We start from the raw sequence: 26381 nt of genomic DNA, 5'->3' as shown, positions 1-26381 counted from the left end.
CATGCCGGTCCGGCATTCTCTTCCACACCTGCTCGCTCACACACTCGAGGAACGCTCATGCACTTGGTAATTGGACTCGGACCCATCGGCGGAAACATCGGCGCACATCTCGCCCAGCTGGGGCAGGAGGTGTACGGCTACGACTTCAACGCGGAACGCGTCCGCGAGTGGTCGGACGAGACCCAGTCACCGGCCGGAAGCGACCTCGCGGCACTCGACTGGCCGTCCATTGACAGCGTCCACGTCGCGGTGCGGCTGGCCGAACAGGTGTCGTCCGTGTTCGCGGCGCTCCAGGACCACACCGCGCGGCCGCTGACCGTCTTCGTCCACACCACGCTGGCACCGGAAGATGCCCGGAAGATCATGTCTTCGGCCCCGGACAACTGGCGCGTCTTCGAGGCCCCCGTGTCCGGCGGCCCCCAGGGTGCCCGTCAAGGCTCGATGACCATCTTCCTCGCCGGACCCGACGCCACCCCCGCCGAGGACCGGCTGCTGGCCGACATCTCCGGCCGCGTGTTCAGCATGGAGTCCTACGGTCAGCCGGCCCTGGTGAAGCTCCTCAACAATGCGCTGGCCACCTACAATCTGGCCGCCACCGCGCGGATGCTCACTCTCGCCGAGCATCTCGGCACGCCCGCCAAGGGCCTTTTCGACGTGATCGCCGTGTCAACCGGACAAAGCTGGATGAGTGACAACCTCGTCGACGTCCAGTACGACCTGCTGCTCAAGGACGTCGGACTGCTCCGCGGCGAAATCGGTGCACTGCCCGCCGGAGGCCTCGACGACGACGTCGAGCAGGCCATCCTTCAGGCGCGTGCGCTGCTGAGTATCGACTAGGTTGCGCCCCCGGGAAGAGATTCTTCACCGTCGCCCACCGCCACGACGGGTTCCAGCCCGATGCGCTCCGCGAATTCGATTCCGCTGCGGACATCATTGATCGGGGCACACGGCAACCGTGCCTCGGTGACGATGTCGAACCATTCGGACGCGGGCTTGGCGGCCAGAAGTTCCTGCAGGATGGGGCGCAGTGTCGCACGGTTGTGGCTGCGGTCCGGCGGTGTCGCAAACGCGTCTGGCCCGGCCGTCCCGACGACGCGGCCCCGCACGAGTAGAGCCGCCACGGCGACCGCGGCAATCCACAGAGTGGCAACGATATACGGCGTCACGTCGGCCAGGCGGTCCGCCACGTCGGCGACGATGTTGGGAAACCCTGCCCGATCGAATACCCATCCGACTGCTGCTGCCGCGGCGAGTACGGCCGCGGTTACCCGGACGGGCTGGTAGATACGGGTCCGCGCGAGCACGATGAGCGGCGGCAGCACGACAGCGACGACGGCGAGTTGCATCAGCTCGATACCGATATTGAAACCCAGCAGGCTGACTGCGAGTTGCCCACCGGTGAGATCGAGTTCGGTGAGCGTCGCCGAGAACGCGAGACCGTGGACGAGACCGAACATCCCCGCTATCAACGCTTCACGACCGACGAAGATCGGCACGATTGCGTGAACGGCAGCGACGAGAATGCTGATCGCAATGAGGACCTCGACGGGCTGCTGCGGAACCGGAAAGCCGATCGTGCCCAACGCGAGGGTGACCGAGTGGCCGACGGTGAACGCCAGCGTGATCGCAGCTATCTTGCGCACCGCCACTACAGGCCGCGCTGGACCACCCCATCGCCGGGCGGCGACGAGCAACGGAGCGGGTAGCAACAACGTGAGCAGGAACAGCTGGTGATCCGTTCCCTCCCGGATATGGGTGATACCGAGCGAGACCATACTGACGAATCCCTGCCAGGCGCTTCCGTCGTCGAGGCGCACTGTCAGTGGCGTGATGTCTCCGGTGACGGAGTCCACTCCGACAGTGCCGATCTCTCGCGGGGAATCTATTGTTCCCGTGGACCAGTCGGATCGTACGGTGACCATGACGACATGGGTGACCACGCGATGGATCACCGCGTCGTAGCCGAGATCGAACGAGCGTTCATCGGCGCCGGCAGGTGGAACAAGATGCGCCGTCGTCGTGACCGTGTCATAGATTCCGGTACCGAGGTCCTCCGACGAGCCCACGGTGAGTTCGTCGAACGTGACCGCCCACGGCCGGCCATCCAGCGCAGTCGGCGCGAAATGGTCCTCCAGATAGTCCAGCAGTTCGCTCGAGTGCGCGTCGACGTCGCTCTGGCTGCCGGATCCGAGGTCGATCCCGCTTGCGGCCTCCAGGTCGCTCAGTGGAATCGTCAGTGCGGCATCGATTTCCGCCGCGTGAACGTCGAGCTCGATGGTGGTGGTCGGAAGAACGTGAGCCTGTGCGGTACCACCGATCAGCCACAGTCCGATCGATGAGAGCACCACCATCAACCCCGCAACCGACTTGCACAGCCGAGGGATGATCACTCCTGCGTTCCGCCGTAGTCCGTCGTCCGATCACGCCACACCGAGTGCGGGTGGTTCCCGGACAGCACGATGCCGTGCTGCATCGAGAACTCGATCCAGACCGACGGTCCGTCGATCCGCACGTAGTCGTTCTGCTCGGTCACGCCGGTGCTACCCGAGTACGAGACATAGGTCTGGCCCAGCTCGCGTTCATACTTCGCCAAGATGGTGGTCGCGTCCGCGTCGTCGATGTCGTCGACGTAAGTGGCGATCGCGGCCATGACGAGTTGCTTCTGTTCCGGAGTGAACGTCGAGACCTGCACGCCTTCCTTGGTCGTCGGGAATGCCCAGTCGTTACCCGGCTTGAGCACCAGGTCGCTGTACACGGAATCGAGTTTCGCTGTGGCCAACTCCTCGGTGGACAGTCCTGCGAGCAGCGCCGCAAACGAAGACTGCTCGTTGGCGAGAGGGGAATTGGACGTGCCGTTCTGCTCGAACGTGCCGAACGGTTCGACCCCGCGGAACGACGGGGTGGCACCGACGAGCGCGCCGTCGACGTAGGTGTTCGCGAACGCCAAATGGTGGCCACCGAACTGCAATTCCCACGTCCCGGAATCGGACGGGGTGCCGAGGAAGGCGATGTAGTAGTTACCACGGCCGTAGTCGGTTCCGCCGCCGCTGGCCGCGAGGTAGTCATCCGCGTTGAGCAGCTGTTGGATCTCGTCGTACCCGTCGCCCGCCGCCGAGCCGGTGACCGCCTGCAACAGGGTGTCGAGCGCGGCGATCTGAGTGTCGTCGAGCTCGCTCAGTTGCAGGCCGATCCGCCCCTGACCGCCCCGGAGCAGTGCCTGCGGCAGATTCGACCACTTCTGCGCATTCTCGAGCGAATACTCCTGTTGCAGTGACGCTTTCTGAGCGTCGGTCAGAGTAGCCGCGAATGCCTCGGCGCTTGCGACGACGCTGCCCGCGTCGGCGGTGGCCATAGTCGCTGCGACAGAACCCGAAGCGGAGGTGGGTGCCGGGGTGGTGGTGTCGCTGTCGGTCCCGCACGCTACGAGTGAGAGTCCGAGAAGCATCGTCATCGAGGACGCGACGATCAACTTCTTCGGCGAGGTGACACGGGAGTTCTGAGTTCGCATGGAAGGAGCGTAAGTAGACAGAATCCGGTCGACCCGTGAAGTCGCTGGCACTTTCCTGTGAACCGCCGGACGTTCACATCAACTGCATGCATGTTCCTATATGAACAATATGAGTTGGATTTATGTAAGTGGAGTCACTTCACTGGGTGCATGACCAGCACACCCGCGAGTTCCGATATCGACCTCTTCGCCGACGAGATCCTGATCGACCCCTATCCGACGTACGCCGAACTCCGCGATCTCGGCGCGGTGGTGCATCTGCCCGCCAACGGCGTCTACGCTCTGACCCGGTACGACGCCATCCGCGACGCTCTGGCCGACCCGGGCACGTTCTCGTCCCGGACGATCGGCTTCAACTCCATGGTCAACGAGGCACTGCAAGGCACGTCCCTGGCCTCCGACCCGCCGATCCACACCGACTTGCGCGCGACGCTCACCGAGAACCTCTCCCCACGGGCGCTGCGGGGAATCAGGGACCAGATCCAGACCAAGGCCGATGCGCTGGTCGCGGACCTGGTCGACAGGGGATCGTTCGAGGCCATCGATGCGCTGGCCCGCGCCCTTCCGCTCGAGGTCGTCGCAAACTTGATCGGCTTCACCGGCGAGGTGCGCAACAACATGCTGCGCTGGGGACAGGCCGCGATGGAGGTCATCGGCCCGATGAACCAGCGGACTGCGGAGAACTTCCCGATCGCCGGCGAACTCTACGGTTGGTGCACCGGGGTGCGGGCCGAGGATCTGGCGCCGGGATCGGTCGGTCGCGGCATCTTCGATGCCGAGGATCGGGGCGCCATTCCTCCCGGCACCGCCGGCCACATCATCCACCAGTACCTGGGCGCGGGAGTGGACACCACGATCGCCGCGCTCGGCAACATCGTCGCGCTCTTCTCTGCCTTCCCCGACCAATTCGATCTGGTCCGAAGGGATTCCGCCCTGGTTCCCGCAGCCTTCAACGAGATACTCCGATATTGGGCGCCGGTACATGCCTGGGGGCGCCTCGTCACCCGGGACGTCATCATCGACGGCACCGTGGTGCCGGCCGGATCCCAGGTGGCGATCCTCTTCGGTGCGGGCAACCGCGACACGCGGCACTACGAGAACCCGGACGACTTTCTGGTCGAACGGAACCCGGTCGACCATCTCTCCTTCGGCTACGGCCCGCACGGCTGCGCAGGCCAGGGCCTGGCCCGCTTGGAAGCCCACGCCGTCATCGGGGCACTCGCCGTCCACGCACAGCGTCTGGTGGCCGCCGAGCCGGTTCGGTTGCCCAGCAACATCACCCGCTCCATCGACACACTCGAGATCCTGAAGGTGGTCCCGGCATGAGAATCGTGGTCGACCGGCCTCGGTGTGAGGGCCACGGACTGTGCGAAGAGATCGCTCCCGATCTGATGCACCTCGACGACGAGGGCGAACTGATCCTCGACGTCGAAGAACTCCCCGAGGGGAGCCCTGAACTTGCTGACGCCGGCGCCGCTGTCCGGGTTTGCCCCGTGGCCGCACTCAGACTCGCATGAAACTCACCGAAGCCCCCCGGCGAATTCTGGTCGTCGGCAACGGGATCGCCGGCCAGACCGCGTGTGACAGCCTCCGTGCCGCAGGTTTCGACGGCGACCTCACCGTCGTGGGCGACGAACCCCGGGCGGCGTACTCGCGACCCGCGCTTTCCAAGACGCTCCTGGTCGACGGCGGTTCGCACGAACTGGCGCCGCCCACGCACGAGGCCACCGAAGTGCTCGGGGTGGCGGCAGTCGGCCTCGACGTCGAGTCCCGCCGCGTGTGTCTCGACGACGGTTCGGACCTGCCCTACGACGGACTGGTGATCGCCACCGGTTCCAGGGCCCGGCGTCTGGGTGGCGACGGCAGCGTTGAGCTGACCCTGCGCACCCTGGACGATGCCCTGGTTCTCCGGGAACGGCTGGCAGCCCGGCCGTCGGTGGTGGTCGTCGGAGCCGGTCCGCTGGGCATGGAGATCGCGTCCGCTGCCCTGTCGGCGGGATGCCGGGTCACGCTGGTGGCCGACGGCCGGCCGATGCTGTCGCATCTGGGGCCCTGCCTGTCCGACGCGTTCACCGCGGCCGCGGTCGCCCGGGGACTCACCATCGTCGCCGGCGCGGCCGCCGGGATCGACGATGCGCGTGGGGTGGTCCTGCGGGACGGATCACGGGTCGCGGCCGACCTGCTCGTCAGTGCGATCGGCGACATCCCCAACACGGAGTGGCTGGCCACCAGTGGACTGATGACCGGCGGCCGCCTCGAAGCGGACTCGCGGGGACGAATCGGGCCCGGCATCGTCGCGGCCGGGGACGTCGCGGCCGTCCCGACGCGGACGGGAGTACGCCGGATTCCGCTGTGGAGCAGCGCCATCGAACAGGCCAAGGTCGCTGCCCTCGCACTACTGACCGGCGACGAGGCGCCGGAACTCGACTTCGATCCGTACTTCTGGACCGAGCAGTTCGGGTTGAACCTCAAGGCCACCGGTCATCTGCCGGCCGCCGGTGAACCGAAGTTCCTCCTCGGCGACAGCCCGCACGGACCGTCGGTGATGCGCTGGACTCACGACGACGGCCACGGTGTCGCGGTCGCCGTCAACCACCGGATCCCGATCCCGAGACTGCGGCGCATGGCCTCGGCCGGAGCATGACGCCGACGGTTCGGGAGGAGGACGCGTAACTTCGTGTGGATGAACCAACCCGGGGATCATTCGAGTGATCTCGGCCTGGAGCGGCTCGCCTCGGTCAACCTCAATCTGCTGGTGCCGCTGCTGGCGCTCCTCGAGGAGGGATCGGTCACCCGCGCCGCGGCCCGGGTGGGCATGTCCCAGCCCGCGATGAGTCATGCCCTGGGACGGATGCGCCGAATGATCGGTGACGACCTGGTGACGCGGCAGGGCAGCGGGCTGGTGCTCACCCCGCGCGCCCTGGAACTCATCGCGCCACTGCGTGACGTGCTGCGGCAGACCGCCCAGGTGGTCAACTTTCCGGGCTTCGACCCGGCCCACGACAGCCGTACCATCACGGTGGCGATGACCACCAGCACCGCATTCGTCGTCGGGCCCGCTTTGGCGCGACTGATCGCGGAGCGGGCACCGAATGCGACCCTCCGGGTGCGCAACTTCGTCGAGCCTCAGGCAAGCGACTTCACCGACGACGGGGTGGACGTCGTACTCCTGTCCGAGGCGTTCGCGTCGCCGCACCCGCGTGAGCGGCTGTACGAGAACCGCTGGGTGGTGATCGCCCATCCGGACAGCGATCCCGAGGCGTCTGCACTGGACCTGCTCACCTCGGTGCCCCACGTCACGTACGACTCCCGGCACCGGGTGGCGCCGTATGCAGCGTTGGACGCGCACGGCGTGCAGTACCGGATCGGACAACTCGTCGCCGACCACCTGCTCATCCCGCATCTGGTGGCGACGGCCGGTGGGGTTGCGGTGCACACCCTGCGGGTCGCTGTCGCGATGCGCGAACGGGTGGACCTCCGGATCGAGGAGTTCCCGCTGCCGATCTCACCGTTGAGGGTCGACATGGTGTGGAACCCGCGTCTGGCAGATGCGGCGTTCATCGGCTGGTTGCGGGAGATCCTCGTCGAAGCGACGACTTTCGAGGCTCAGTTGTCCGACGCGAGCAGGTGGCACCAGGAGTCGGCGAGTTCGTCGAGGCAGACCTCGCGGGGAATCCGCCAGCCGACCGAGAAGTAGCGGCGCGAGAGGTACTCGAGCTGGCCGAAGGCGAGCACGCACCGGACCTGGCGACGGTCCGGCGGGAAGCGCTTCGCCCGGTCCAGCCCGTCGGTCATCTGACCGACCGCGTCCTCGAACCACTGCTCGGTCTTGGCCGCGACGTCCGGCTCGTGTGCGGCCTGGAAGGACGCGGTGAGGTAGGGCTTGATCTCGTCCCATTGCGAGAACTTGCGGTCCAGCCACTCCCGGATCAGGTCGCGCGAGCCGGACGCGACCACCGCGGTCAGCGTCGGGTCGTCGGCCGTGGTGAGGATCGCGTCGACCTTCGTCAGCAGCGCGCTCATCACCTCGGCCTTCGACGAGAAGTGCAGGTAGAAGGTGGTCCGGGTCGAGCCTGCGGCGGTGGCGATGTCGTCGATCGTGGTCGCGGAGTAGCCCTTCCCGCCGAACAGCTCGAGCGCCTTCGCGAGGAAGAGCTCGTAGGTCATCTGCTTCTGAGCGGCACGGAGCGACATGGCCCGGATTCTATCCGCAGTACAGCCACGAATCCCTCCGACAAGTCACCTGCCTACTAATTCACTCACTTGACAGTATGTAATGTTAATCCCTACCGTGATGCGCAGCACGTCATGCAGACATGACGCTCACGAAAGGAAGTGCCGATGACTGGCACCCAGACCGCCGAGAACAACACCGTCAACACCGTCCTCGGCCCCGTATCCGCCGGCGATCTGGGGATCGTCTCGGTTCACGAGGCACTGCTTTCCGTGGTTCCCGGCGCGGAGCATGCGTTCGACATCGCCATGGACCGCGCCGAGATCTTCGAGATCCTGGCGGCGAAGGTGACGGATTTCCGGAACCACGGCGGACGGACGATCGTCGACAGCACCGGCATGTTCCACGGTCGCGACGTGAGGCTGTACGAGGCACTCTCCCGCTCGACCGGCGTGCACATCGTCGCGTCGACGGGCATGGGCCCCGAAGAGATGCTCGGCGGCTATTTCCTGACGCCGCAGACCAACCCGCCCACACCGTGGCCCGCAGAGAAGTTCGCCGACCTCTTCACCAAGGAGATCACCGAGGGCATGGTGATCCCGCGTGTCGAGCGACGGGGCGCCGCGGGTCTGGTGACCACCACCGCGACCCGCGAAGGCATGACACCCACCGACGAGAGCCTGTTCCGTGGCGCTGCCCGGGCCGCACTGCAGACCGGAGTCGCAGTCTCCCTCCGCTACGGGAAGGACGCGGCGGCTGACCTCGAGATCGTCGTGGACGAAAAGCTGCCGGCCCATCGCGTCGTCGTCGGCGGGCTCGACCGCAAGGATGCGGTCGCCGACGGCGCACCGCTCGAGATCGCCCGCCGCGGCGCGTACGTCGCCCTGGACCACGTGGGCTCGGAAGGCGGTTCCCACATCACCGACGACGAGCGCGCCGCCGTGGTGCGCGAACTGGTCGAGGCCGGCCACGGAAACCGAATCCTGCTCTCGAGCAATGCGATCGGAGTGGCCAAGGGTCAGCCCGAGTGCGCCGTGCCGTTCAGCTACATCCTGTCGACGTTCGTGCCCCTCCTCACCGCGCGGGGGCTCGGCGACACGGACGTCCAGCGCATCCTCGTGGACAACCCCCGCGAACTGCTGTCGGTGCGCTGACCGCGCGAAATCCACCATCGAAGTGTCGTCTTTCCCGAAGAGGAGTGTTGTGTCGAGAGTCAATACAGTCCTGGGGCCGATCCCGACCGAAGAGTTGGGCATCGTCGCCATCCACGAGCACATCGGGTACGGCATGCCCGGCTCCGAGTTGGACACGAGGTGGTGGAAAACCCCCGAGGAGCGGTACGCGGAGACCGTCCCGAAGCTGCGCACGTTCCACGAGTACGGGGGCGGGACCTTCGTCGACGTCACCGGAATCTGCAACGGTCGTGACGTCGACTACTACAAGTCGCTGTCCGCGAAGACCGGCGTCCACATCGTCGCCTGCACCGGATTCGTCGGCGGCGACACCGCCCTGCCGTTCTTCGAGCGGGCGAGCGTGGACTACCTGACCCGGCAGTTCGTTCACGAGATCACCGTCGGCATCGGGAACACCGGCAGCCGCGCCGGCGTCATCAAGGTCGGGGTGAGCCGCGGTGGCCGAATGACGGAGCTGGACAAGCGAATCTACCGCGCCGCGGCCCGCGCCGCCCTGAGCACCGGTGTGCCGATCCTGACCCATCTGGCGATCGACGCCGAGAACGCCATCGCCATCTTCCACGACGAGGGCCTCCCGCTGGACCGCGTGCTGTTCGGACATGTCGACGACGGCGTGAACGCCGAGAAGACGCGCGACACCTGGATCGCCGAGCAGGGCGGTCGCGTCGGCTTCGACACGTTCGGGTACGAGACCGAACTCGAGGATCCGCCGTTCTGGGCCCGCCCCCGCAAGGAGCGCCTGGACCACTTCCTCCGGTTCCTCGGTGCCGGCCACCTGGACAGGGCGCTCGCCGGCGTCGATGCCAACTGCAGTCCGCTCGGGTGGCCGGGAGTCAAGGGCCACACCGTGAACTACCTCTTCGAGGACCTCATCCCCGACCTGCGGGAGGCCGGGATCGACGAGGCCACGATCACCCAGCTGTTCGTCGAGAACCCCGCCGACTTCTTGACCATCCAGAACTGACAAGGACGAGAACCATGCAACCAACAGAGCTGAAGAACCTGAACATCGCCATCGTCGGCGCAGGGTATGCCGGCGCTGCGGCGGCCAAGGCCCTGAGCCTGCTCGGCGCCGACGTCACCGTGTACGAGCAGGCCACCGCGGTTCGGGAGGTCGGCGCCGGCATCGGTCTGCGTCCGTCCACCATGGACCGCTTCCGCAGGTGGGGGATCTTCGACGCGATCGCGAACGTCAGCTCGCCGAGTGACTACTTCGAGATCCTCACCGCCACTGATGATCCGATCATGAAGGAGACGTGGCCGGGCATCGACGACTACGCCGAGGCGACCAAGACCCACCTGATCCACCGCGGGGACTTCATCGACGCTCTCCTGGGCGTGCTCCCCGAGGGCATGGTGCACCTCGGTCACAAGCTCGAGTCCGTCGAGGACCGGGGCGACCGCTCCGTCCTCACCTTCGCCAACGCCGAGACCGTCGAAGCCGATCTGGTCATCGGCGCCGACGGCATCAAATCGGTGGTGCGGCAACAGCTTTTCAGCGACAAGGGCCCGGTGTTCTCCGGGGAGCACGCCTACCGCGCGGTGATCTCCGTCGACGACGCCCACGGCATGGTCGTCGACGACAACCTCCGGATGTACATCGGCAGGGGCACGAAGGTGTACCTGCTGCCGTTGCGCCACCGGGGCCAGGTGTCCTTCGACATCACCGCGCTGTGCCCGGACGGTACCTGGGCGCCGCAGATCACGAAGGACGACATCGTGGCAACCGTCGAGGGCTTCGACGAGCGGATCGTGAACATCGCCCGCGGCCTCGACCTGGACACCGTGAGCATTCGAGCGGTCTACGACATCGACCCGGTCGAGCGGTGGCACTCCGACTCGGTCGTCCTCGTCGGCGACGCAGCGCACTCGATGCTGCACCACCAGGGGCAGGGTGCGAACTCGGCGATCCTGGACGCCGGCGCGCTCGCCGACGCCCTGCAGGAGGCCGACTCCGTCAAGGACGCGCTGGCGTCGTACCAGGCGACCCGCAAGCCGGTGACGGACGAGCTGCAGCGCATCTCGCGTCAGGGGTGGACCGAGGACGAGGTCGACGACGTCTTCCCCGGTCAGAAGCCCGCCGCTCAGCAGCCCGCCACAAAGTAGAAACGAGGTCACCGACATGCCGTTGCACCCCCAGATCGCCCAGGTGATCGCCAACCTGCCCGCCCCGCCCGAGGGCCCACTCGACCCGGCGGCCATGCGCGCCGGCGAGGAAGCACGCGTCGCGCCCGTGGAGGAGCGCCTGCCGCTCCACGCGGTCGAGGACACCACCGCAGGGGACGTGCCGGTCCGGATCTACACGCCGGTCGACGCCGACTCGTACGGACTGCTGGTGTACTTCCACGGCGGGGCGTTCTTCCTCGGAAGCCTCGACACCCACGACCATGTCGCGCGGTCCCTGGCGAAGGAGACCGGGCTGAAGGTCGTCTCCGTCGGGTACCGCCGGGCGCCCGAGGCTGCGTTCCCGGCCGGCCTCCAGGATTGTCTCAGGGTGGTGCGGTGGGTCGCCGAGAACGGCGGGGCCCTGAAGTGGGACGGCTCGACGCTCGCGCTGGCCGGCGACAGTTCGGGCGGCACCTTCGTCGCCGCCGTCGCCGCGATGGCACACGACGAGGGTTTCGATCGCATCACCCACCAGATCCTGTTCTACCCGTCGCTGGACCTGGACTTCGACATCGACCGCTACGCCTCGCTGCGGGAGAACGCCGAAGGGTACGGCGTGGAGACCGCGGGACTGAAGCCCTTCAATGCCTTCTATGTCGACAGCGGCGCGGATCCGGCAGACCCGCTGGTCTCCCCGATCAAGCGCGAGGATCTGACCGGACTGCCCCCGGCGCTGATCGTCACCGCCGAGTTCGACCCCATGCGCGACGAGGGCGAACTCTACGGCGCGCGGCTGAACGAGGCCGGAGTGCACGCGAAGGTCAGTCGCCGTGCCGGAGCCAACCACGGGTTCGTCCAGAACTTCTCCTGGATCCCGGAGTACCAGAAGGTGTTCGAGGAGACGGCCGAGTTCCTTCATTCCGCTCCGGGGAAGTGACATGACGCAGGACGTGAAGATTCACCCACTCGTTTCGCCCTGGGGCCGATTCGGTCTCTACAGCTTCTTCATCGACGCACCCGAGCCGGCGATCGTCGACACCGGAATCGCATCGTCGCCCGCCGAGGGAATGGCCCCCGCGCTCGAGACTCTCGGGCGCCGCATCGAGGACGTCCGCTGGATCCTGTTGACCCACGGCCACATCGACCACCTCGGCGGGGCGCACGCCCTGTGTGAACTGACCGGCAGGCGTGCCCAGGTGGTGATCCACGAGGCCGACGCGCACCTGTTGCGATCGCGGCAGGCGCACGTGGACGAATACGTGGCGGTGCGTGGGCAGTATCTGAACGACCCGCAGGGCGCCGCGAAGCAGACGGCGACGGCGCAGACGGTCATCTCCGGGGAGATGGAGCCGTCCATCGCGGTCCGGGGCGGCGAGACCTTGTCCCTCGGTGGCGATGTCACCGTCTCGGTGCATTCCATCCCGGGCCACACCGCCGGATCGGTGGCCTATGTGGTGAACGGCCAGAACTCCGTGTTCGTCGGCGACGCCGTGCAGGTCCACGGCGCCGCGAACGGCTTTCCCGGTTACGAGGATCCGGTCGCCTACCGGTCGAGCGTGCAGTACCTGCGCGACGAGATCCGTCCGCAGCACCTGTATCTGGGGCATCCGTACCGCCGGGCGGACGGGGTGGCCTACGGGGTCGAACTCGACAGCGAGCAGGCTCGGCAGGCCCTCCAGGAGAGCTTGGACATCCAGTCACGGGTCAGCGACGCGGCCCATCGGTATCTGCAGGACGGCCTGCAGGTAACGCACTCGGCGTACTCGCCGTTCGCCCGGGTGGCGGAGGAACTCGGCTACGAGGGGGACCCGGCACTCGAACCGTCCCCGTTCTTCACGACGCTGCACGGCTACCACACGCAGTTCAACCAGAAGCTCTGACAGAGAAAGAGAGTCGCGCACTCATGACGGATTTTCGAACTCTTGACGCGGGTGGGCAGAAGATCGCCGTCCGCAAGGACCTCCGGGTGCCGATGCGGGACGGTGTCACGCTCGTCGCCGACTCGTACTCCGGTGTGGAGGACAAACCCCGGCCCGCGCTGGTCGCCCTGAGCCCGTACGGCAAGGAGTTGCAGGCCCTCGCCCTCACCACGCCGCCGCAGCGGCGCCCCAGCCCGATGTGGGACGGCTGCATCGAGGCGGGCGACATCGCACGCGTCGTCGAAGAGGACTACGTCCACGTGATCGGCGACCTCCGCGGTTCCGGCGCCTCCGAGGGCGAGCACATCGGCAACTACAACGCCGGCGGTGTCTCACTGGGCCAGGACGCGTACGACTTCATCGAATGGGTTGCCGAGCAGCCGTGGTGCGACGGCAACGTCGGGATGATCGGCATCTCCTACTTCGGGTCGATGCAGGTGCTCGCCGCCGCGGAGCGCCCGCCGCATCTGAAGGCGATCTTCGTCAGCGGCGGGCACTACGACTTCTACGAGACCACCTACCACGGCGGCCTCATGTGGTTCATGCCGCGCGCCGCCCGCGAGGGCCGCGGCGGCGACTCCGGCTGGGCTTTCACCGACAACGTCAAGTCCCGCATGCTCGAGACGTACTCCCCGGAGGAGATCACGAAGCGCGTCGCCGAGCGCCTCGCGGATCCGGATGTCGCTGCCTGGCCGAACCTGGTCCACGTGCTGAACTACCCGAAGCATCACGAGGCCTGGTTCGACATCGTGACGAACGACCTGGACGGGGACTGGTACGAAGAGCGCAACCCCGTCACCCTGGCTCCGAACATCGACATCCCCGTCTATCTGCAGATCGACCAGGGTCGCGGCTGGACGGTCGACGGCACGATCGAACTCTTCGACCGGCTGAGCGGCCCGAAGAAGCTGGACATCGGCCCGTACCCGCCCATGCAGTCGCGCCCCTTCATCGAGGAGCACGACAAGATGTTCCGGTGGTACGACTACTGGATCAAGGGCATCGACAACGGGATCATGGACGAGCCCGCGGTGAACGTCTTCGTCGAGGGCTCGCGTGAGCGGGTGACCGGCAGCCAGTGGCCACCGAAGGACGTGGAGTACCGGTCGCTGTACCTGCGCCCGCGCGGCACGCTGTCCACGGAGCCCGAGCGGATGGGTGCGGAATACGCCGCACCGGACGGTTTCTACCAGGCGCCGCTCACGGTCACCGACACGGTGTCGATGCTGCGCTGGAGCACCGAGCCGTTCGAGGAGCCCACGGAATTGATCGGCACCGGCGCCGCGCACATCTTCGCCGAGATCGACCAGGACGACACGAACTTCATTCTGCGTCTGTGGGATTCCGCCCCCGACGGCAGGCGCCAGCTGATCACGTCCGGGTACCTCAAGGCCTCGCACCGCGAGCTCGACGAGCGCACCACCGAGGGCAACCCGTACCACCCGCATACCCGCGCGGTGCCGGTCGAGCCCGGGACGATCGACGAGTATGTGCTGCGCCTCTACCCGTTTGCCGCGACGTTCCGGCCGGGACACCGTCTGACGGTGGAGCTCTCGAACGACGAACCGCTGGCCGACGCGCACAACGCACTGCTGCCGCCCGATGCCTTCCACCTGCCGGTCGGCCGCCCGGTCACCCACAAGATCTACCGGGACGCCGCGCACCGGTCCCGCCTCGTGCTGCCGTTCACGACCCACAAGGCGACGTAAACGTTCCGGTGGCGGCGCGGGGGTGGTACTGGCGGTCCGCCTGCGGATCGGTCACGATCGACGGGTGGACCGCACCGCCAGACTCGCCCTCGCCGTCGACCGGCAGGGCGGACGATGCCTGTGGTGCGGTCGTCGTTTCGGACCGTTGATTCCGCCGACCACCGAACACCTCGTGCCACGACTCAAGGGCGGTCCCAGCATCGCGGCCAACGAGGCCGCCGCATGCCCGCGGTGCAACGCGGACCGCGGCCACACCGGTCCTGTCGACTGGCTCGCGCAGTGCCGGAGCCGACACGGTTGGGCTCCGCAGGCGAGCCTGCTCGCGACGCTCCTGAACGCGTTGGACGTCGAACTCGACAATGTGGGTGGACATCGCCGCGCGAAGCGGTACCTGTCCGGCCAACTGCGGCGCTGCCGGAGCGGTCAGTGATCACCGCAAGAGCGTGATGGCGGCCTGTGTGGCCCCGACCGGGGCCGGGCACTCTCCAGTATGGGATCGAACGCAGGCCGCCCCACCAGCTCGACGGCCGCAGCTCTCGGCGGCCGGCTGATGCAAATGGTCGGTGACCGCGACGCCGCCCGGTTCTCGTTCGAGATATCCCGAGTGTGCGCCGAGCCGCACCCCGCCGGACAGCGGCCGGCATACGGCGATGTGCTGGCCTGGGTTGTCGATGCCATCGTCGGCGTGGTCATCGCGCGCCTCGGCGCCGCAGGCCCAGGGGAGAGGTTCATCCTCGACCTCCGCTTCACGGACGGCGGATACGTCGACGTCGACACCTTGCCCGCATCGGCGCGCTGGGTGCTGCGGACGGTGTCGGCCGTCCTCGCCGAGGATCACGCGGAAGTGGAGCGGTCGCTCACCGCCGCCGAGCGCGAGTTCGACGTGACCATGCGCGCGGAAACACTGGCCGACGCGCTCATCTGGCTCGACTTCGTTCTCGGAGTCGACCTTCCCGACCCGCCCGACGTCACCACCGAATAGCGAAATCCCGGGTCGGGGGAGGCGGTTCCCGCGGGGGTCGCCCGTGAGTCAGTCCTGTGCCCCTGCCGGGGTGCCGGGCAGCTCGTGTGCGGTCAGGAGCAAGTGGTCGAACCGGGCGCGAAACGACTCGGGCAGGGTCGCCTCGGCGGCGAGGGCGGCGACGAAACGCTCGGCGAGGGTGTGAAGTTTGGTGTTGGTCTCCTGGGAGCGCCAGGTGAGGATGCCGAAGGCGCGTTCCGAGGAGATGCCGTAGACGAGCATGAGCGCGCCCTTGGCCTGCTCGATCACCGCCCGCGATTGTTCGAGTGCGGCGACGGCCTCGGTGATCGCCGCGTTGAACTCGCGGAGGTCGGTTTCCAACGTTTCGGTGACGTCGATGTAATACCCGGATGTGCCGATGACCTGGCCGTCCTCGTCGAGCATTCGATCGCCGACCACGATGACGTGGTGGATGCGGCGTTCGGTGTCGATGATGCGGTGCTTGCTGCTGAACGGCTCGGCGGCGTGGATCATCCTGTCGAAGAGCGCAGCGACCTGCGCGTGGTCGTCCGGATGCTTGTGGGAGAGTAAAAGTTCGGTGGTTGGGGTGATCTCGCCTGGTCGGTAGCCGTGCATCCGGGCGACAGGGTCGGACCATTCCCAGCGCTGGCCGTCGAGGTAGAAGCGGAAACTTCCGCCCTGTGGGGGTGCGTTCGAGCCGAGTAGCTCTTCACTGTCCACAACGACACCCACGGCCCTGCGTCCTCAACCATCCGCGCCTTGCAACCACTGCCACAGTATGCCGCGCACTCACATCGGAGTGCGCGGAAATCACGTTCATGGCATGACGGGCCACGCAGTCCGGGGCCGACGACCCCGCACTGCCTCTTTCCGGTCAGTTCGGACCTTGGGTGTGCTTGCCCTCCGTCGGCGTAGTAACGGCCGCCGGTTCCGTCGTCGTCGGAGTGCGGCCCGCAGCTTCCTCCAGTGACACTCCGTTGGTCGGGGCACTCGTGTCGGTGCTGCGGTGGGTAGCCTTCTTCGCCAGTTCCCCGACCTTGTGCTGTACCTGCGGCGCCTTGTCCTTCACGGTCTCCGTCGCCTCGCTCACCTTCTCCTGCACGGTGGGGTTGTGCCAGAGTTCGAGGGACTGATGCCTCATCTTCTCGTAGGTCTGTCGGCCCGACCGAGTGCCCAGGACGAACCCCGCGGCCGCGCCCGCTGCGAAGATCAACACTTTCTGCATGACATCTCCTGATTGTTGTGTGGCACGAGCGGCCGGCCGAATCGTCGTCCGAACGCCCTCCCTGCACAGCTTGCCCCCAGCTGCCGAGCCCAAACCACCGGTCCGGGTCGTCTGTCCCGCCCATTACTAACTCAGACCTCATCTGCACGTAACCTACGGTTGCGTAACTTGCCCTACCGTAAGGTTATGGCGATTTCGGATGTCAAGATGTACACCCACCTCACCGAGGCGGATGTCGAAGCTCTCGGGATCGAGTTCGACACGATCCGACGCGACATCGAAGCCTCTCGCGGGGAGAGCGATGCCCGGTACATCAGAAACGCGATCCGGCTGCAGCGGTCACTCGAAATCGGCGGGCGTGCACTCCTGTTCGCGAGTTTGTTCCCGCCGGCATGGCTTGCGGGCACCTCGATGCTCGGCACCGCCAAGATCATCGAGAACATGGAACTGGGACACAACGTGTTGCATGGTCAATGGGATTGGATGAACGATCCGGAGATCCACTCGTCGTACTGGGAGTGGGACATCGCCGGCCTGTCCGAGCATTGGAAGCAGACCCACAACTACGTTCACCACAAGTACACGAATGTGCTGGGGATGGATGACGACGTGGGTTACGGCATGCTGCGGGTCACTCGCGATCAGCGGTGGACACCGTTGAGCGTCGGCAACCCTGTCTACAACCTGTTGCTGCAACTGTTCTTCGAGTACGGCGTCGCCCTCCAGCACCTCGAGCTCGGCAAGGTGGTTGCGGGCGGTGTCGATCGTGGGGAGTTCGAGCGCAGGTGCCGCGAGGTGCTCGAGAAGGTCGGCCGCCAGGTGCGCAAGGACTACGTCATCTACCCGGTGCTCACCGGTCCGGCGTTCCTGACGACCTTCACCGCGAACCTGACGGCGAACATGATCCGCAACGTGTGGACGAACGCCGTGATCTTCTGCGGTCATTTCCCCGACGGTGCCGAGAAGTTCACAACGAAGGACCTCGAAACCGAGACACGAGGCCAGTGGTACCTGCGGCAGATGCTGGGTAGCGCGAATTTCGAGGCCGGCCCGGTCATGGAGTTCATGAGTGGCAACCTCTGCTACCAGATCGAGCATCACCTGTTCCCGGACCTGCCGAGCAACCGCCTGCGCGAGATCTCCGTGCGGGTGCAGGCGCTGGCCCAGAAGTACGACCTCCCCTACACCACGGGTTCGATGCCGTCGCAGTACTTCGAGTCGTGGCGGACCATCGCCAAGCTGGCGCTGCCGAACAAGTTTCTCAGGGCAACCGCCGACGACGCGCCCGAGACGGCGTCGGAGCGCAAGTTCACCGACCCGCGGCCGCAGATCGATCCGGTCACGGGCAAGCGCCGTGGACTGCTGACAGCGCTACGCGCACGGGCGGGAATCTGATATCGCCGGGGTGGGGCAGGTGCCGGGTCTCATCTGCGTTCGGTGATCCGCTGCGCGATCACACTCAACCGGGTGTTGGTTTCCTGAGAGAGTCGGGTGAGCAGGTCGAACGCACGGATCGCGTCGATGTCGAATCGCTCCATCAGCATTCCCTTCGCCTGCCCGATGACGTCGCGTGAGGCGACCGCTGATCGCAGCTGCTCTTCGGTGCGTGCAGCGGTGAGGGCCAACGCGGCGTGGGCGGCGAGTACCTCACCCGCCACTTCCTCGTTGGGACCGAACGCGTGCGGAGAGAACGCAAACAGGTTGAGTGCGCCCATCTTTCCTTCGGAGGTATACAGCTGAAAGGACATCGAACTGAGAAGTCCCACGTCGACAGCGGCCGCAGCGAACTGCGGCCATCGCGGTTCCGAGCGAAGGTCCTCGCTTCGCACCATGAGATGGTTGAGCGCCGCAGCCACACACGGTCCCTGCCCGAGTTGTTGCTGAGCGTGGTCGAGTTTTCTGAGCAGCTCGGATGTCGGCGCGACGGTCTCGAATTTCTTGCCACCGGAGACGAGCAGAATGCCCGCACACGTTTCGTGCGGCATCAGTTCGACAACTGCGGCGGTGACAGCGCGCAGACGTTCGTCGAGGGTGCGTGGGCCGGAGAGACTGCGGGCAAATTCGGCCATGGTGCGACTGAGGTCCCCGGCGCCGGAATCGCTCATTACCGCTCCTCGGTTCGATCGAAAGGATGGCTGTAGGAGAGTGCCCAGTCGGCACCCGTCCACCCACCCCACCATAGGCACCGCAGAGCCGGTCCACACCCCCACCGGCCCGTGGGCGGTTCACGCGGGCCACACTCGACACGGGCCGTGTTAGCGAACGGCGCGGTGGGGTACAGCGTAGGGACGACACTGTGCCCGCCGATCAGTTGCGATGGGCGACGTGCACGTCCCGACCCAACTGTGAGGTATCCATGTCGACCGATGCGATCGTGCTGTTGAAGAACGACCACAAGGAGATCCGGAAGCTGTTCCGCGACTTCCGCGGTGCCGGGCCGAACGCCCGCGTGGAAAAGGGTCGCATCGTCGACGAGATCATCGAAGCCCTCACGGTGCACACCTACATCGAGAACGAGGGCATGTACCCGGAGGTGCGTGACCTCGCCCCCGACCTCGAGGACGACATCCTCGAATCCTACGAAGAGCACCACGTCGCGGACGTGCTAGTCGTCGAACTGGCAGCGATGAAACCCGACGACGAGCGCTTCGACGCGAAGACCACCGTGCTGATCGAGAGCGTCGAGCACCACATCGAAGAAGAAGAGCAGGAGTGGTTCCCCAAGGTCCGAGAAGAGCTGGGGCGCAAACAACTCCGGGAGATGGGTGCGCGGATGCTGGAACTGAGGGACAAGGCACCCAGATCCCCCGCCCAGCCGTCGGCCCTGAAGAAAACGGTCGACGCGGTGATCAAATAGCGACGACCGCGTCGAGGCTGCGGATCATCGGCGACCACGGCCCCGCCGTGTAGTAGGCGATCAGATCAGCGTCGCCCGTTGGCTGCCGTCTCGTTGCGACGCTTCGCCTTTTCCGCTTCGGCCAATTTCTCCACCCGTTCGGCGCGAGCGCGTTTGCCGGCTGCCTCGTCCTGTTTGTCCGCGGCGTCCTTCAGTTGGGCCTTGGCCGGCGCTGCCGCCGCCTTCTCCGCTTCCCGGAGTCTGGTCTGCTCGGCACGGTGCTCGGCCTCCGCAGCCTGAGTGCGCTGGGCGGCAAGCTGGTCGGCGTTCTTCTTCGCGACCTGTTTGCGTTGCAGGGCGTCCCGTTCGGCGGCGTGTTTGCGCTCGTCCTCACGCCGGCGTGCCTGTTCGACGTCGCGCTGCTTCGCCTCGCGCGCTGCCGCCTGCTCGTCGTGGACCTGCTTGCGCTTGGCTTCCAGTGCGGTGTCGGCCTCGGCCTCGGTGCGTGCCGCCTCCTCTTCGAGTTGCGCCGCCCGGGCCAGTGCGTCGCTGCGCTCGGTGAGTGCGTTGCCGCGTCTCTCGGTGTCACGGTCGCCGAGTGCACTACCGACGGCGCCGTCGAGCACGCCGAGGGTGCGCTCGTACATCAGCCGGGCCGGGGATTCGGTGGCCAGCCGGGACATCAGCTGGTCTTCGACGAGTTGCAGGGGAATACGCAGGATCGTGTACTGCAACCGCAAGAGCGTGATGGGGACGGTGAGGATGTTCATGGAATCTCCGATGATTCGTGGGGAGTGGATCAGGACAGGCCGGCGTCGCCGGTGAGGCCCTCGGCGGCGCGCCGCACTCGTTCTGCCTCGTCGCGGGCGGCGGTTGCGTCACGGACCGCCCGCCGGTGTTCGTCGGTAGCGTCGACGGCTTCTTCGGCGGCGGCGGCCGTCTTCGATCGCTCGAGGGTCTCGGCCCGGGCCGCTTCGTCGCGGGCGTCGGCCGCCGCGCGGGACTGCTCCTGCGCGACCTGTCGGTGCTGTTGTTGCTCCGCGGCCCGGTGCTCTGCGTCCTGCCGGTTCCGGGCAGCTTCTTCGGCGGCCGCGGTCTCGGCACCGATCGCAGCGCGCTCCTCGGCACTCTCGCGACGCACCTGGCCGAGTTCCGCTGCGGCCTGCGAGGTTTCCGCCCGCGCCACGGCCTCGGCATTGTTCGCCTCTTTGCGTTGCTGCGCCTGCGCCTGTTGCAGCTGTCCTTCGGTGGCCAGCGAGTCGTTGCCGGTCACGGCTCCGGCCACTTCCTTCACCTTGCCCTTGACCGAGTCGAGGAGACCCTTGCGCGCTTGTCCGGACGTGTTCTGATCGTTCATGAGAATGTTCTCCTGGTATTCGGGCGGGCGACGGTACCGCCACCCGCATGTTCGGTGGCTAGATGATGCCGACTACTTCCTGCGCGATGGCGGTGCGGTGTGCGCCGGCCGGACGCCTGGTGGCGTCATCGACGCCGGCCCTGCGGCGGGCGAACCGTGAGATTCCGAGCAGCCCGCGCGATGTGGTGGTCGGTTTGCCGGCGCGGCGTTCGAGGTGGTTACCGAGTCGGGACAGTACGGTGGCCACGAAGGGAAGAGCGAGAACGATCATCTTCCATCGCCGCAGCAGACGGCTGACGAGAATCAACATGGGAAGAACCTTTCTTAACGAGCAGTCAAGCTGCGGCGCAGCGCAACCCGGGCACCGACCACGGTGAGCAGCCCGAGGGTCGCAACCGAGAGTGATGTCGTCGCGGCCACGGCACCCGACAACATGGTGAGCGCCGCGAGGTCGAGGACACGTCGGACGCCGGGCAGTTCGACCAGGGAGGGGTGCGCCCCGGCCGGGACGGAAGGACGGGTATCGACGCTGCTCGGCGATGGACTCGAGTGGTCAATATGGTTGAGGGAGAATGTGTCTGACAAGATTTGGCCCAACTATCGGCGACACCGAGCCCGCTGATCGGGTGCGGAGGCGTGTCGCAGATTCGATCGACAAACGAACGTAACGCGGCGAGAGTTAGACGCCGGTATGCCGATCGGTGTCCGTGTAGTGCTCGCGGCTGCCGGACTTCGCAATGCCCCGGCTGACGATGTAGGCGATCGTCAGAATGACGATGTAGAACCAGGCGCGGTCCGCCCGGAAATAGTCCTCGTGCCCATCGGTCGTCTGCACCAGATACGAGGCGATGAGGACTCCGATGACTGCGGCGATGTAGACGAAGAACTCGGTGGTCTTGAACGCGGCCTTCGTCTCGGTGCTGCGGCGCGGATCGAGCTGAGCGCGCGGGCCGGAAGTGACGGCTCCGCGGGTGGTGTGGGCGGCAGGATTAGTGGAGGTCATGGATGACTCCTTCAATGGGGTGCCCGGCTTTGCAGATTCGGGTCACCACGTACGTCTCCTCGAATGAGGTGGACGTTGGTGAGCGCGACCCTCTGCTGGAGCGAACCCATACGCCGCAAGTATACCCATTAGTAACTACAGCGCAATTCTACAGCGTAGGCACAGACGGCACATTTCCCCAGTTACGCTGCCTCGCTTACGAACTCGACGATCATGACGGTGCGCAGGCATTCCGACGAGGGCCTCGACATCACCATCGGCGTTGTCGAGACCCTCGTACAGACCGTTTACTTCACAACCGGGTCACCCACGGTCACGTCACACCTGGCGCTCCCAAACCCGGTGGGACTTCATCAGTGCTGTGATGCCGTCGAACAGTGCGGACGCGTCGTCGGCGATCAGAATGCCCGGGGCCTCGGCCGGGATCCCGGCCGCTTCGAGGAGACCACGGCCGGCGGCCCATCCCCCGATCGCCTTGCAGTGCCGGAACGCTTCCGCCAGCAATACGTGCACCCGAGGGTCCGACGCCGGCGCTGCGACGAGAATGGCGTCGAACTCCACCGACCGCATCGTGAGGAACGTCCGGGACACCGGCACGGCGCCCTTGCCCGACCCCAATTCACCGCCGTGCGGTCCGATGACGAGCGGCACCATGCCGTTCTTGCCGATCATCTCGACCGCGTCCGCCACCTCGGACAGATCCGAGTCGTCGTCGGCGACGATGCCGATGATCCGGCCGTCCAGCGGCCACTCGGCACCGACCTGCGACAGCGCGGGACTGGGTGTGGGCGCCGCGTCGTAGGCGACGGTCGGCGCGGGCGACGGGAGGCCGAGACCCGCGGCCACCTGCTCGCACAGACCGGGGTCGATGTTCGCGACGACCTCGAGTGCGCGCTCCTTGATCACCTGCTCGTAGCACTTGCCCAGCTCGAACGTGTAGGCCTCTGCGACGTGCGCCTGCTCGACCGGGCTGAGGCTGGCGTAGAACAGTCGTGCCTGTGAGAAGTGGTCGTCGAAGCTGGCGGGGGCGGCGCGCAGTTTCGTCGACTCCGGCATCGGCACCGGCACCTCGACGAACGCCGTGTCCGCACTGGCCAGGAACGGGCAGCCGGCGTCGAGGGAATTGGGACGGTACGGCGCGACACCCAGGTGGACTCCCGTCTGGTGCATGCCGTCGCGCAACATGTCGTTGACCTCGGCGTGGGGCCGATTGATCGGTATCTGCCCGAAGTTGGGCCCACCGAGCCGGCTGATCTGGGTGTCGAGGTAGGAGAACAACCGCGCCTGTAGAAGCGGGTCGTCGGTGACGTCGATTCCGGGAACGAGGTGCCCGGGATGGAACGCCACCTGCTCGGTCTCGGCGAAGAAGTTCGTCGGATTCGCGTCGAGAGTCATCAGCCCGATCGGCTGGACGGGGGCTAATTCCTCGGGCACCATCTTAGTCGGGTCGAGCAGGTCGATGCCCTCGAACGTCTGGTCCGGGGTGTCCGGGAACGCCTGGATGCCCAGTTCCCATTCCGGGTACGCGCCGGACTCGATCGCGTCGGCGAGATCGCGGCGGTGGTAGTCGGGGTCCATGCCGTTGACGATCTGCGCTTCTTCCCACACCAGTGAGTGCACACCGAGTTTCGGCTTCCAGTGAAATTTCACAAGCGAGCTCTCGCCCGCCGCGTTCACCATTCGAAAGGTGTTGACGCCGAAGCCTTCCATCATTCGGTACGAACGGGGGATGCCACGATCGGACATGTTCCACAGCGTATGTGCGGTGGCTTCGGTGTGCAGAGACACGAAGTCCCAGAAGGTGTCGTGCGCGCTCTGCGCCTGCGGAATCTCGCGATCCGGGTGCGGCTTGGCGGCGTGAACGACGTCGGGAAACTTGATGCCGTCCTGGATGAAGAAGACCGGAATGTTGTTTCCCACCAGGTCGAAAGTGCCTTCGCCGGTGTAGAACTTGGTTGCGAACCCGCGGGTGTCGCGGACGGCGTCGGCCGACCCTCGGGAGCCGAGCACGGTGGAGAACCGGACGAAGACCGGTGTCTCGACATCCTTGCCGAGGAACGCCGCCTTGCTGATCGGTTCGGCGGAACCGTATCCGCGGAAGACGCCGTGGGCGGCCGCACCGCGCGCGTGCACCACCCGCTCCGGGATCCGCTCGTGATCGAAGTGCGTGATCTTCTCACGGAGATGGTGATCCTGGAGCAGGGTCGGACCCCGGGTTCCCGCCTTCAGCGAGTGATCGGTGTCGTACAGCCGCGCGCCCTGCGCCGTGGTGAGGTGCTCACCCTGCTGGCCGCGGGCCGTGTCCGGACCGTCGACGGGTTGCCCGGTTGCGGTCCCCAGCGCGGGAGCCCGCTGATCGGGCTTGGGAGGCAACGGCTCGGTGGGTTCCGTGGGCTCGGCGAGCGTCGGGGTACCGGAACCGGGAGTTCCGGGAATGGGCGGGTTCTTCTTGGGCACGGCGTAGCTCCTCGCTGAAAATCCGTGGGATCGGCGCCGCATCGTTGCTGTACGGTCCGCTCTTCTCGGAGTGCCCAAACGGTCGCACAACGAATCAGGGTGGGCGCAGCACCAAAACAATGCCCCGATCGAAAGACGCGGTTTCGCATTCGCGTCCCAGGGCATAGCTACAACAGATGTCAAACACACACGAGTAGGAATCCGGCGTTCTGCTGCGTCGGGAAGGAGTGATCATGGGTACCGAACCAGGCACGCAGTTGCACGAGGAACCACAGTCCGAGCGTGGCCCCCAGGGCTCACGAGACGCGGGCCCGGACCAGGCCGGAGCAGGCCAGACGGACCGCAAGCCGGGGTCTCTGGATCAGGAAGAAGTCACCTCCTCCGGGGAACCGGGCACGAACCCTGCGCCCGCCGGCGGCTCGCTGCCTCCCGGCGACGCGGAGCCGGCGATACCGCCATACGACGGCCGGACCACTAGCACGAAGGAAGGACGCCCCGAGCACGACGCCGAGACCGAGGGCAGCGACTCCGGAGTGGGACCCGCGCATCAAGGAGGCGTCGGCAAGGCCGAAGACAAGAAGTGATTGCCGCCGGACGCAGCGACACCTCTTCTTGGTCTCTCGCGCAGGCGAACTGGTGTTCCTAGGACCTTTTCGGCTCGTACCGCATCGCCACCGCACCCGAGCTGAACTCCGACCGGCTCACGAGCTTCAAGTCGACATGCTTCGACAGCCCCGCGAACAACGTCGGCCCGTGGCCCGCGAGCCTGGGCTGCACCACGAACTCGTACTCATCGATTAATCCCAGCTCCGTCAACGCCAGCGGGAGCTTCACACCGCCCACGAACAGTCCCTTGCCGGACTCCCGCTTGAGCTGCCGGACGGCCGTGTCCAGATCCCCGCGCACGAGTTCGGCGTTCCAATCGACCCGCTCCAGGGTGCTCGACACGACGTACTTCTTTGCCACGTTTATCGTCTGGGCGAAGGGTTCCATCCACTCGGGTCTCGCTCCCGGCGGCGCCGGCGGCCGCCACGCCTCTTCCATCATTTCGTAAGTCACCCTGCCGAAGAGAAGCGCATCGGCCTGGGTGAGGTTCCCGACGTGGTGACGATGCAAGTCTTCGTCCGCGGGGATTGCACGATGATCGCAGCACCCGTCCAATGTGACGTTGATGGAGTACCGAAGGGGTCGCATTTGGCAAGAGTACGAGGTACACGGGGGAGGTGTCGCTCGAATAGCGGGTGACGGGACGCGACGCGGTGGTTCGGCTCCTTACCCCGGGGAGGGGGACGACACGGGGTAAGGAGCCGCGCTTCGGGGTCATCTCACAGTGAGGTGGTCACCGGTGCTGTGAAGCCGAACCGCTCGAAGAGCTCGGGTCCGGATGCGCTTGCCCCGAAGTGTTCGAGGCTGACGATTTCGCCTGCATCGCCGACGAATTCTCGCCACGGGGTGGTGAAGATGATGTGGTCGGGTTCGCCGTTCTCACCCTCGGCAAGTATGTAACCGCACGTGCGGTGCCTTCTGCGGAGCCGTGAACGGTGCGGTCCCAGGTCGGTACGTTCTGCCGGGTCAGGGCGAGGCCGGCGGGGCGATCGCTGTTCGTGAGGATGGTTCACCACGCGACGGCAGTTTCGTTGGCGTCGGCGGGACGGACGACGTCGAGAGGAACGACGGCTCACCGGCAGGTTGGTGTTGTTCGACTCGGCGAGATCAGCTGAGCCGAACCATAGTTCAGGAAGTTCGGGGGGCCAGCACCGAAAGAACCGTCCCGGATGCCTTGCGGGTCGCCATGCCGGTCGCATCGTCCCAGCCGGCCGGGAGCGTACGGGTGCTCAGGCGGCCGAGAAGGACAGCCCGTGCGGCGGGCAGAGCGGCAACATTCTCTCGGTCGCTGCCGATGTTCGTGTCG

General features: G+C 66.3%; 28 protein-coding genes. 16 read left to right on the top strand and 12 right to left on the bottom strand.

The genetic code is table 11. From position 1 onward, the window contains the following. Positions 1–57 precede the first annotated feature (57 nt). The gene (locus WKC72_RS05550) at positions 58–837 is read left to right on the top strand and encodes an NAD(P)-binding domain-containing protein (protein WP_370181978.1); all 780 of its coding nucleotides are present in this window, start codon (positions 58–60) and stop codon (positions 835–837) included. Here WKC72_RS05550 and WKC72_RS05545 read toward each other — a convergent pair. Both WKC72_RS05545 and WKC72_RS05540 read right to left on the bottom strand, forming a co-directional pair. Next, entirely contained in the window at positions 834–2390 is a 1557-nt protein-coding gene (locus WKC72_RS05545; protein WP_370181977.1) for a HupE/UreJ family protein, read from the bottom strand. The two genes, WKC72_RS05550 and WKC72_RS05545, sit on opposite strands and share 4 nt — an antisense overlap. Continuing rightward, positions 2387–3508, bottom strand: coding sequence for a DUF3500 domain-containing protein (locus tag WKC72_RS05540; protein ID WP_370181976.1), 1122 nt, complete (start codon positions 3506–3508; stop codon positions 2387–2389). Before WKC72_RS05540 ends, WKC72_RS05545 begins: the two co-directional genes overlap by 4 nt. A 150-nt stretch (positions 3509–3658) precedes the next feature. Here WKC72_RS05540 and WKC72_RS05535 point away from each other — a divergent pair, with 150 nt between their 5' ends. From WKC72_RS05535 to WKC72_RS05520, 4 genes are read left to right on the top strand one after another with little or no spacing between them, the layout of a single operon-like run. Beyond that, positions 3659–4834: a cytochrome P450 gene (locus tag WKC72_RS05535; RefSeq protein ID WP_370181975.1), complete on the top strand. Its 1176-nt coding sequence runs from the start codon at positions 3659–3661 to the stop codon at positions 4832–4834. Continuing rightward, on the top strand, positions 4831–5025 hold the full coding sequence (locus WKC72_RS05530; RefSeq protein ID WP_370181974.1) for a ferredoxin: 195 nt from the start codon (positions 4831–4833) through the stop codon (positions 5023–5025). Before WKC72_RS05535 ends, WKC72_RS05530 begins: the two co-directional genes overlap by 4 nt. Continuing rightward, positions 5022–6152, top strand: a complete 1131-nt coding sequence (locus WKC72_RS05525) for an NAD(P)/FAD-dependent oxidoreductase (protein ID WP_370181973.1) — start codon at positions 5022–5024, stop codon at positions 6150–6152. The genes WKC72_RS05530 and WKC72_RS05525 overlap by 4 nt, the downstream gene beginning before the upstream one ends. 39 nt (positions 6153–6191) lie before the next feature. Continuing rightward, complete coding sequence (locus WKC72_RS05520) at positions 6192–7205, top strand: LysR family transcriptional regulator (protein WP_255221770.1); 1014 nt, start codon at positions 6192–6194, stop codon at positions 7203–7205. Here WKC72_RS05520 and WKC72_RS05515 read toward each other — a convergent pair. Further along, positions 7115–7702, bottom strand: a complete 588-nt coding sequence (locus WKC72_RS05515; RefSeq protein ID WP_037243042.1) for a TetR/AcrR family transcriptional regulator — start codon at positions 7700–7702, stop codon at positions 7115–7117. The two genes, WKC72_RS05520 and WKC72_RS05515, sit on opposite strands and share 91 nt — an antisense overlap. A gap of 147 nt (positions 7703–7849) precedes the next feature. On the opposite strand from WKC72_RS05515, the gene WKC72_RS05510 reads away from it, so the two are divergent. From WKC72_RS05510 to WKC72_RS05475, 8 genes are all read left to right on the top strand, one after another. After that, a complete protein-coding gene (locus WKC72_RS05510; RefSeq protein ID WP_370181972.1) occupies positions 7850–8836 on the top strand; it encodes a phosphotriesterase in 987 nt (328 codons plus the stop codon). A gap of 49 nt (positions 8837–8885) precedes the next feature. Next, the gene (locus WKC72_RS05505; RefSeq protein WP_128640685.1) at positions 8886–9839 is read left to right on the top strand and encodes an aryldialkylphosphatase; all 954 of its coding nucleotides are present in this window, start codon (positions 8886–8888) and stop codon (positions 9837–9839) included. Positions 9840–9853: 14 nt separating this feature from the next. Beyond that, positions 9854–10981 (top strand): FAD-dependent oxidoreductase, encoded by a 1128-nt coding sequence (locus WKC72_RS05500; RefSeq protein ID WP_370181971.1) that lies wholly within the window; start codon positions 9854–9856, stop codon positions 10979–10981. Positions 10982–10997: 16 nt separating this feature from the next. After that, a complete protein-coding gene (locus WKC72_RS05495) occupies positions 10998–11918 on the top strand; it encodes an alpha/beta hydrolase (RefSeq protein ID WP_370181970.1) in 921 nt (306 codons plus the stop codon). A 1-nt stretch (position 11919) separates the two neighbouring features. Then, complete coding sequence (locus tag WKC72_RS05490) at positions 11920–12861, top strand: MBL fold metallo-hydrolase (RefSeq protein WP_370181969.1); 942 nt, start codon at positions 11920–11922, stop codon at positions 12859–12861. Positions 12862–12884: 23 nt separating this feature from the next. Next, positions 12885–14609 (top strand): CocE/NonD family hydrolase, encoded by a 1725-nt coding sequence (locus WKC72_RS05485; protein ID WP_370181968.1) that lies wholly within the window; start codon positions 12885–12887, stop codon positions 14607–14609. Between the two features lie 64 nt (positions 14610–14673). Further along, the gene (locus WKC72_RS05480; protein WP_037243331.1) at positions 14674–15039 is read left to right on the top strand and encodes an HNH endonuclease; all 366 of its coding nucleotides are present in this window, start codon (positions 14674–14676) and stop codon (positions 15037–15039) included. A gap of 60 nt (positions 15040–15099) precedes the next feature. Continuing rightward, on the top strand, positions 15100–15591 hold the full coding sequence (locus tag WKC72_RS05475; RefSeq protein ID WP_037243090.1) for a hypothetical protein: 492 nt from the start codon (positions 15100–15102) through the stop codon (positions 15589–15591). 48 nt (positions 15592–15639) lie between these two features. Here WKC72_RS05475 and WKC72_RS05470 read toward each other — a convergent pair whose 3' ends face one another. After that, the gene (locus WKC72_RS05470; RefSeq protein ID WP_037243092.1) at positions 15640–16323 is read right to left on the bottom strand and encodes a PAS and ANTAR domain-containing protein; all 684 of its coding nucleotides are present in this window, start codon (positions 16321–16323) and stop codon (positions 15640–15642) included. 142 nt (positions 16324–16465) lie between these two features. Next, entirely contained in the window at positions 16466–16816 is a 351-nt protein-coding gene (locus WKC72_RS05465) for a YtxH domain-containing protein (RefSeq protein ID WP_128640680.1), read from the bottom strand. A 186-nt stretch (positions 16817–17002) separates the two neighbouring features. Here WKC72_RS05465 and WKC72_RS05460 point away from each other — a divergent pair, with 186 nt between their 5' ends. Next, a complete protein-coding gene (locus WKC72_RS05460; protein WP_370181967.1) occupies positions 17003–18211 on the top strand; it encodes a fatty acid desaturase in 1209 nt (402 codons plus the stop codon). Positions 18212–18240: 29 nt separating this feature from the next. Here WKC72_RS05460 and WKC72_RS05455 read toward each other — a convergent pair whose 3' ends face one another. After that, on the bottom strand, positions 18241–18921 hold the full coding sequence (locus WKC72_RS05455) for a GAF and ANTAR domain-containing protein (protein WP_370181966.1): 681 nt from the start codon (positions 18919–18921) through the stop codon (positions 18241–18243). A gap of 251 nt (positions 18922–19172) precedes the next feature. Between WKC72_RS05455 and WKC72_RS05450 the strand changes: the two genes are divergently transcribed. Next, positions 19173–19673, top strand: coding sequence for a hemerythrin domain-containing protein (locus WKC72_RS05450; protein WP_112299783.1), 501 nt, complete (start codon positions 19173–19175; stop codon positions 19671–19673). A 65-nt stretch (positions 19674–19738) separates the two neighbouring features. Here WKC72_RS05450 and WKC72_RS05445 read toward each other — a convergent pair whose 3' ends face one another. The 5 genes from WKC72_RS05445 to WKC72_RS05425 form a co-directional block, all read right to left on the bottom strand. After that, positions 19739–20422, bottom strand: a complete 684-nt coding sequence (locus tag WKC72_RS05445) for an IF2 family translation initiation factor (protein ID WP_370181965.1) — start codon at positions 20420–20422, stop codon at positions 19739–19741. A gap of 29 nt (positions 20423–20451) precedes the next feature. Next, positions 20452–21009 (bottom strand): CsbD family protein, encoded by a 558-nt coding sequence (locus WKC72_RS05440; protein ID WP_037243104.1) that lies wholly within the window; start codon positions 21007–21009, stop codon positions 20452–20454. A 58-nt stretch (positions 21010–21067) separates the two neighbouring features. Next, positions 21068–21319, bottom strand: a complete 252-nt coding sequence (locus WKC72_RS05435) for a hypothetical protein (RefSeq protein WP_370181963.1) — start codon at positions 21317–21319, stop codon at positions 21068–21070. A 369-nt stretch (positions 21320–21688) separates the two neighbouring features. Continuing rightward, positions 21689–22012, bottom strand: a complete 324-nt coding sequence (locus WKC72_RS05430) for a hypothetical protein (RefSeq protein WP_370181962.1) — start codon at positions 22010–22012, stop codon at positions 21689–21691. Positions 22013–22330: 318 nt separating this feature from the next. Next, positions 22331–24511: a catalase gene (locus tag WKC72_RS05425; protein ID WP_370181961.1), complete on the bottom strand. Its 2181-nt coding sequence runs from the start codon at positions 24509–24511 to the stop codon at positions 22331–22333. 191 nt (positions 24512–24702) lie between these two features. Here WKC72_RS05425 and WKC72_RS05420 point away from each other — a divergent pair, with 191 nt between their 5' ends. Then, positions 24703–25053 (top strand): hypothetical protein, encoded by a 351-nt coding sequence (locus WKC72_RS05420; RefSeq protein WP_370181960.1) that lies wholly within the window; start codon positions 24703–24705, stop codon positions 25051–25053. A gap of 58 nt (positions 25054–25111) precedes the next feature. Here WKC72_RS05420 and WKC72_RS05415 read toward each other — a convergent pair whose 3' ends face one another. Next, complete coding sequence (locus WKC72_RS05415; protein ID WP_370181959.1) at positions 25112–25663, bottom strand: dihydrofolate reductase family protein; 552 nt, start codon at positions 25661–25663, stop codon at positions 25112–25114. Between the last annotated feature and the right edge of the window lie 718 nt (positions 25664–26381).

Source organism: Rhodococcus wratislaviensis, from assembly GCF_041228765.1.
In the GTDB taxonomy this organism is placed as follows: Bacteria; Actinomycetota; Actinomycetes; order Mycobacteriales; family Mycobacteriaceae; genus Rhodococcus_F; species Rhodococcus_F wratislaviensis.
The sequence above is the reverse complement of the archived record's forward strand: the minus strand, read 5'-3'. Positions and strand labels throughout refer to the sequence as shown.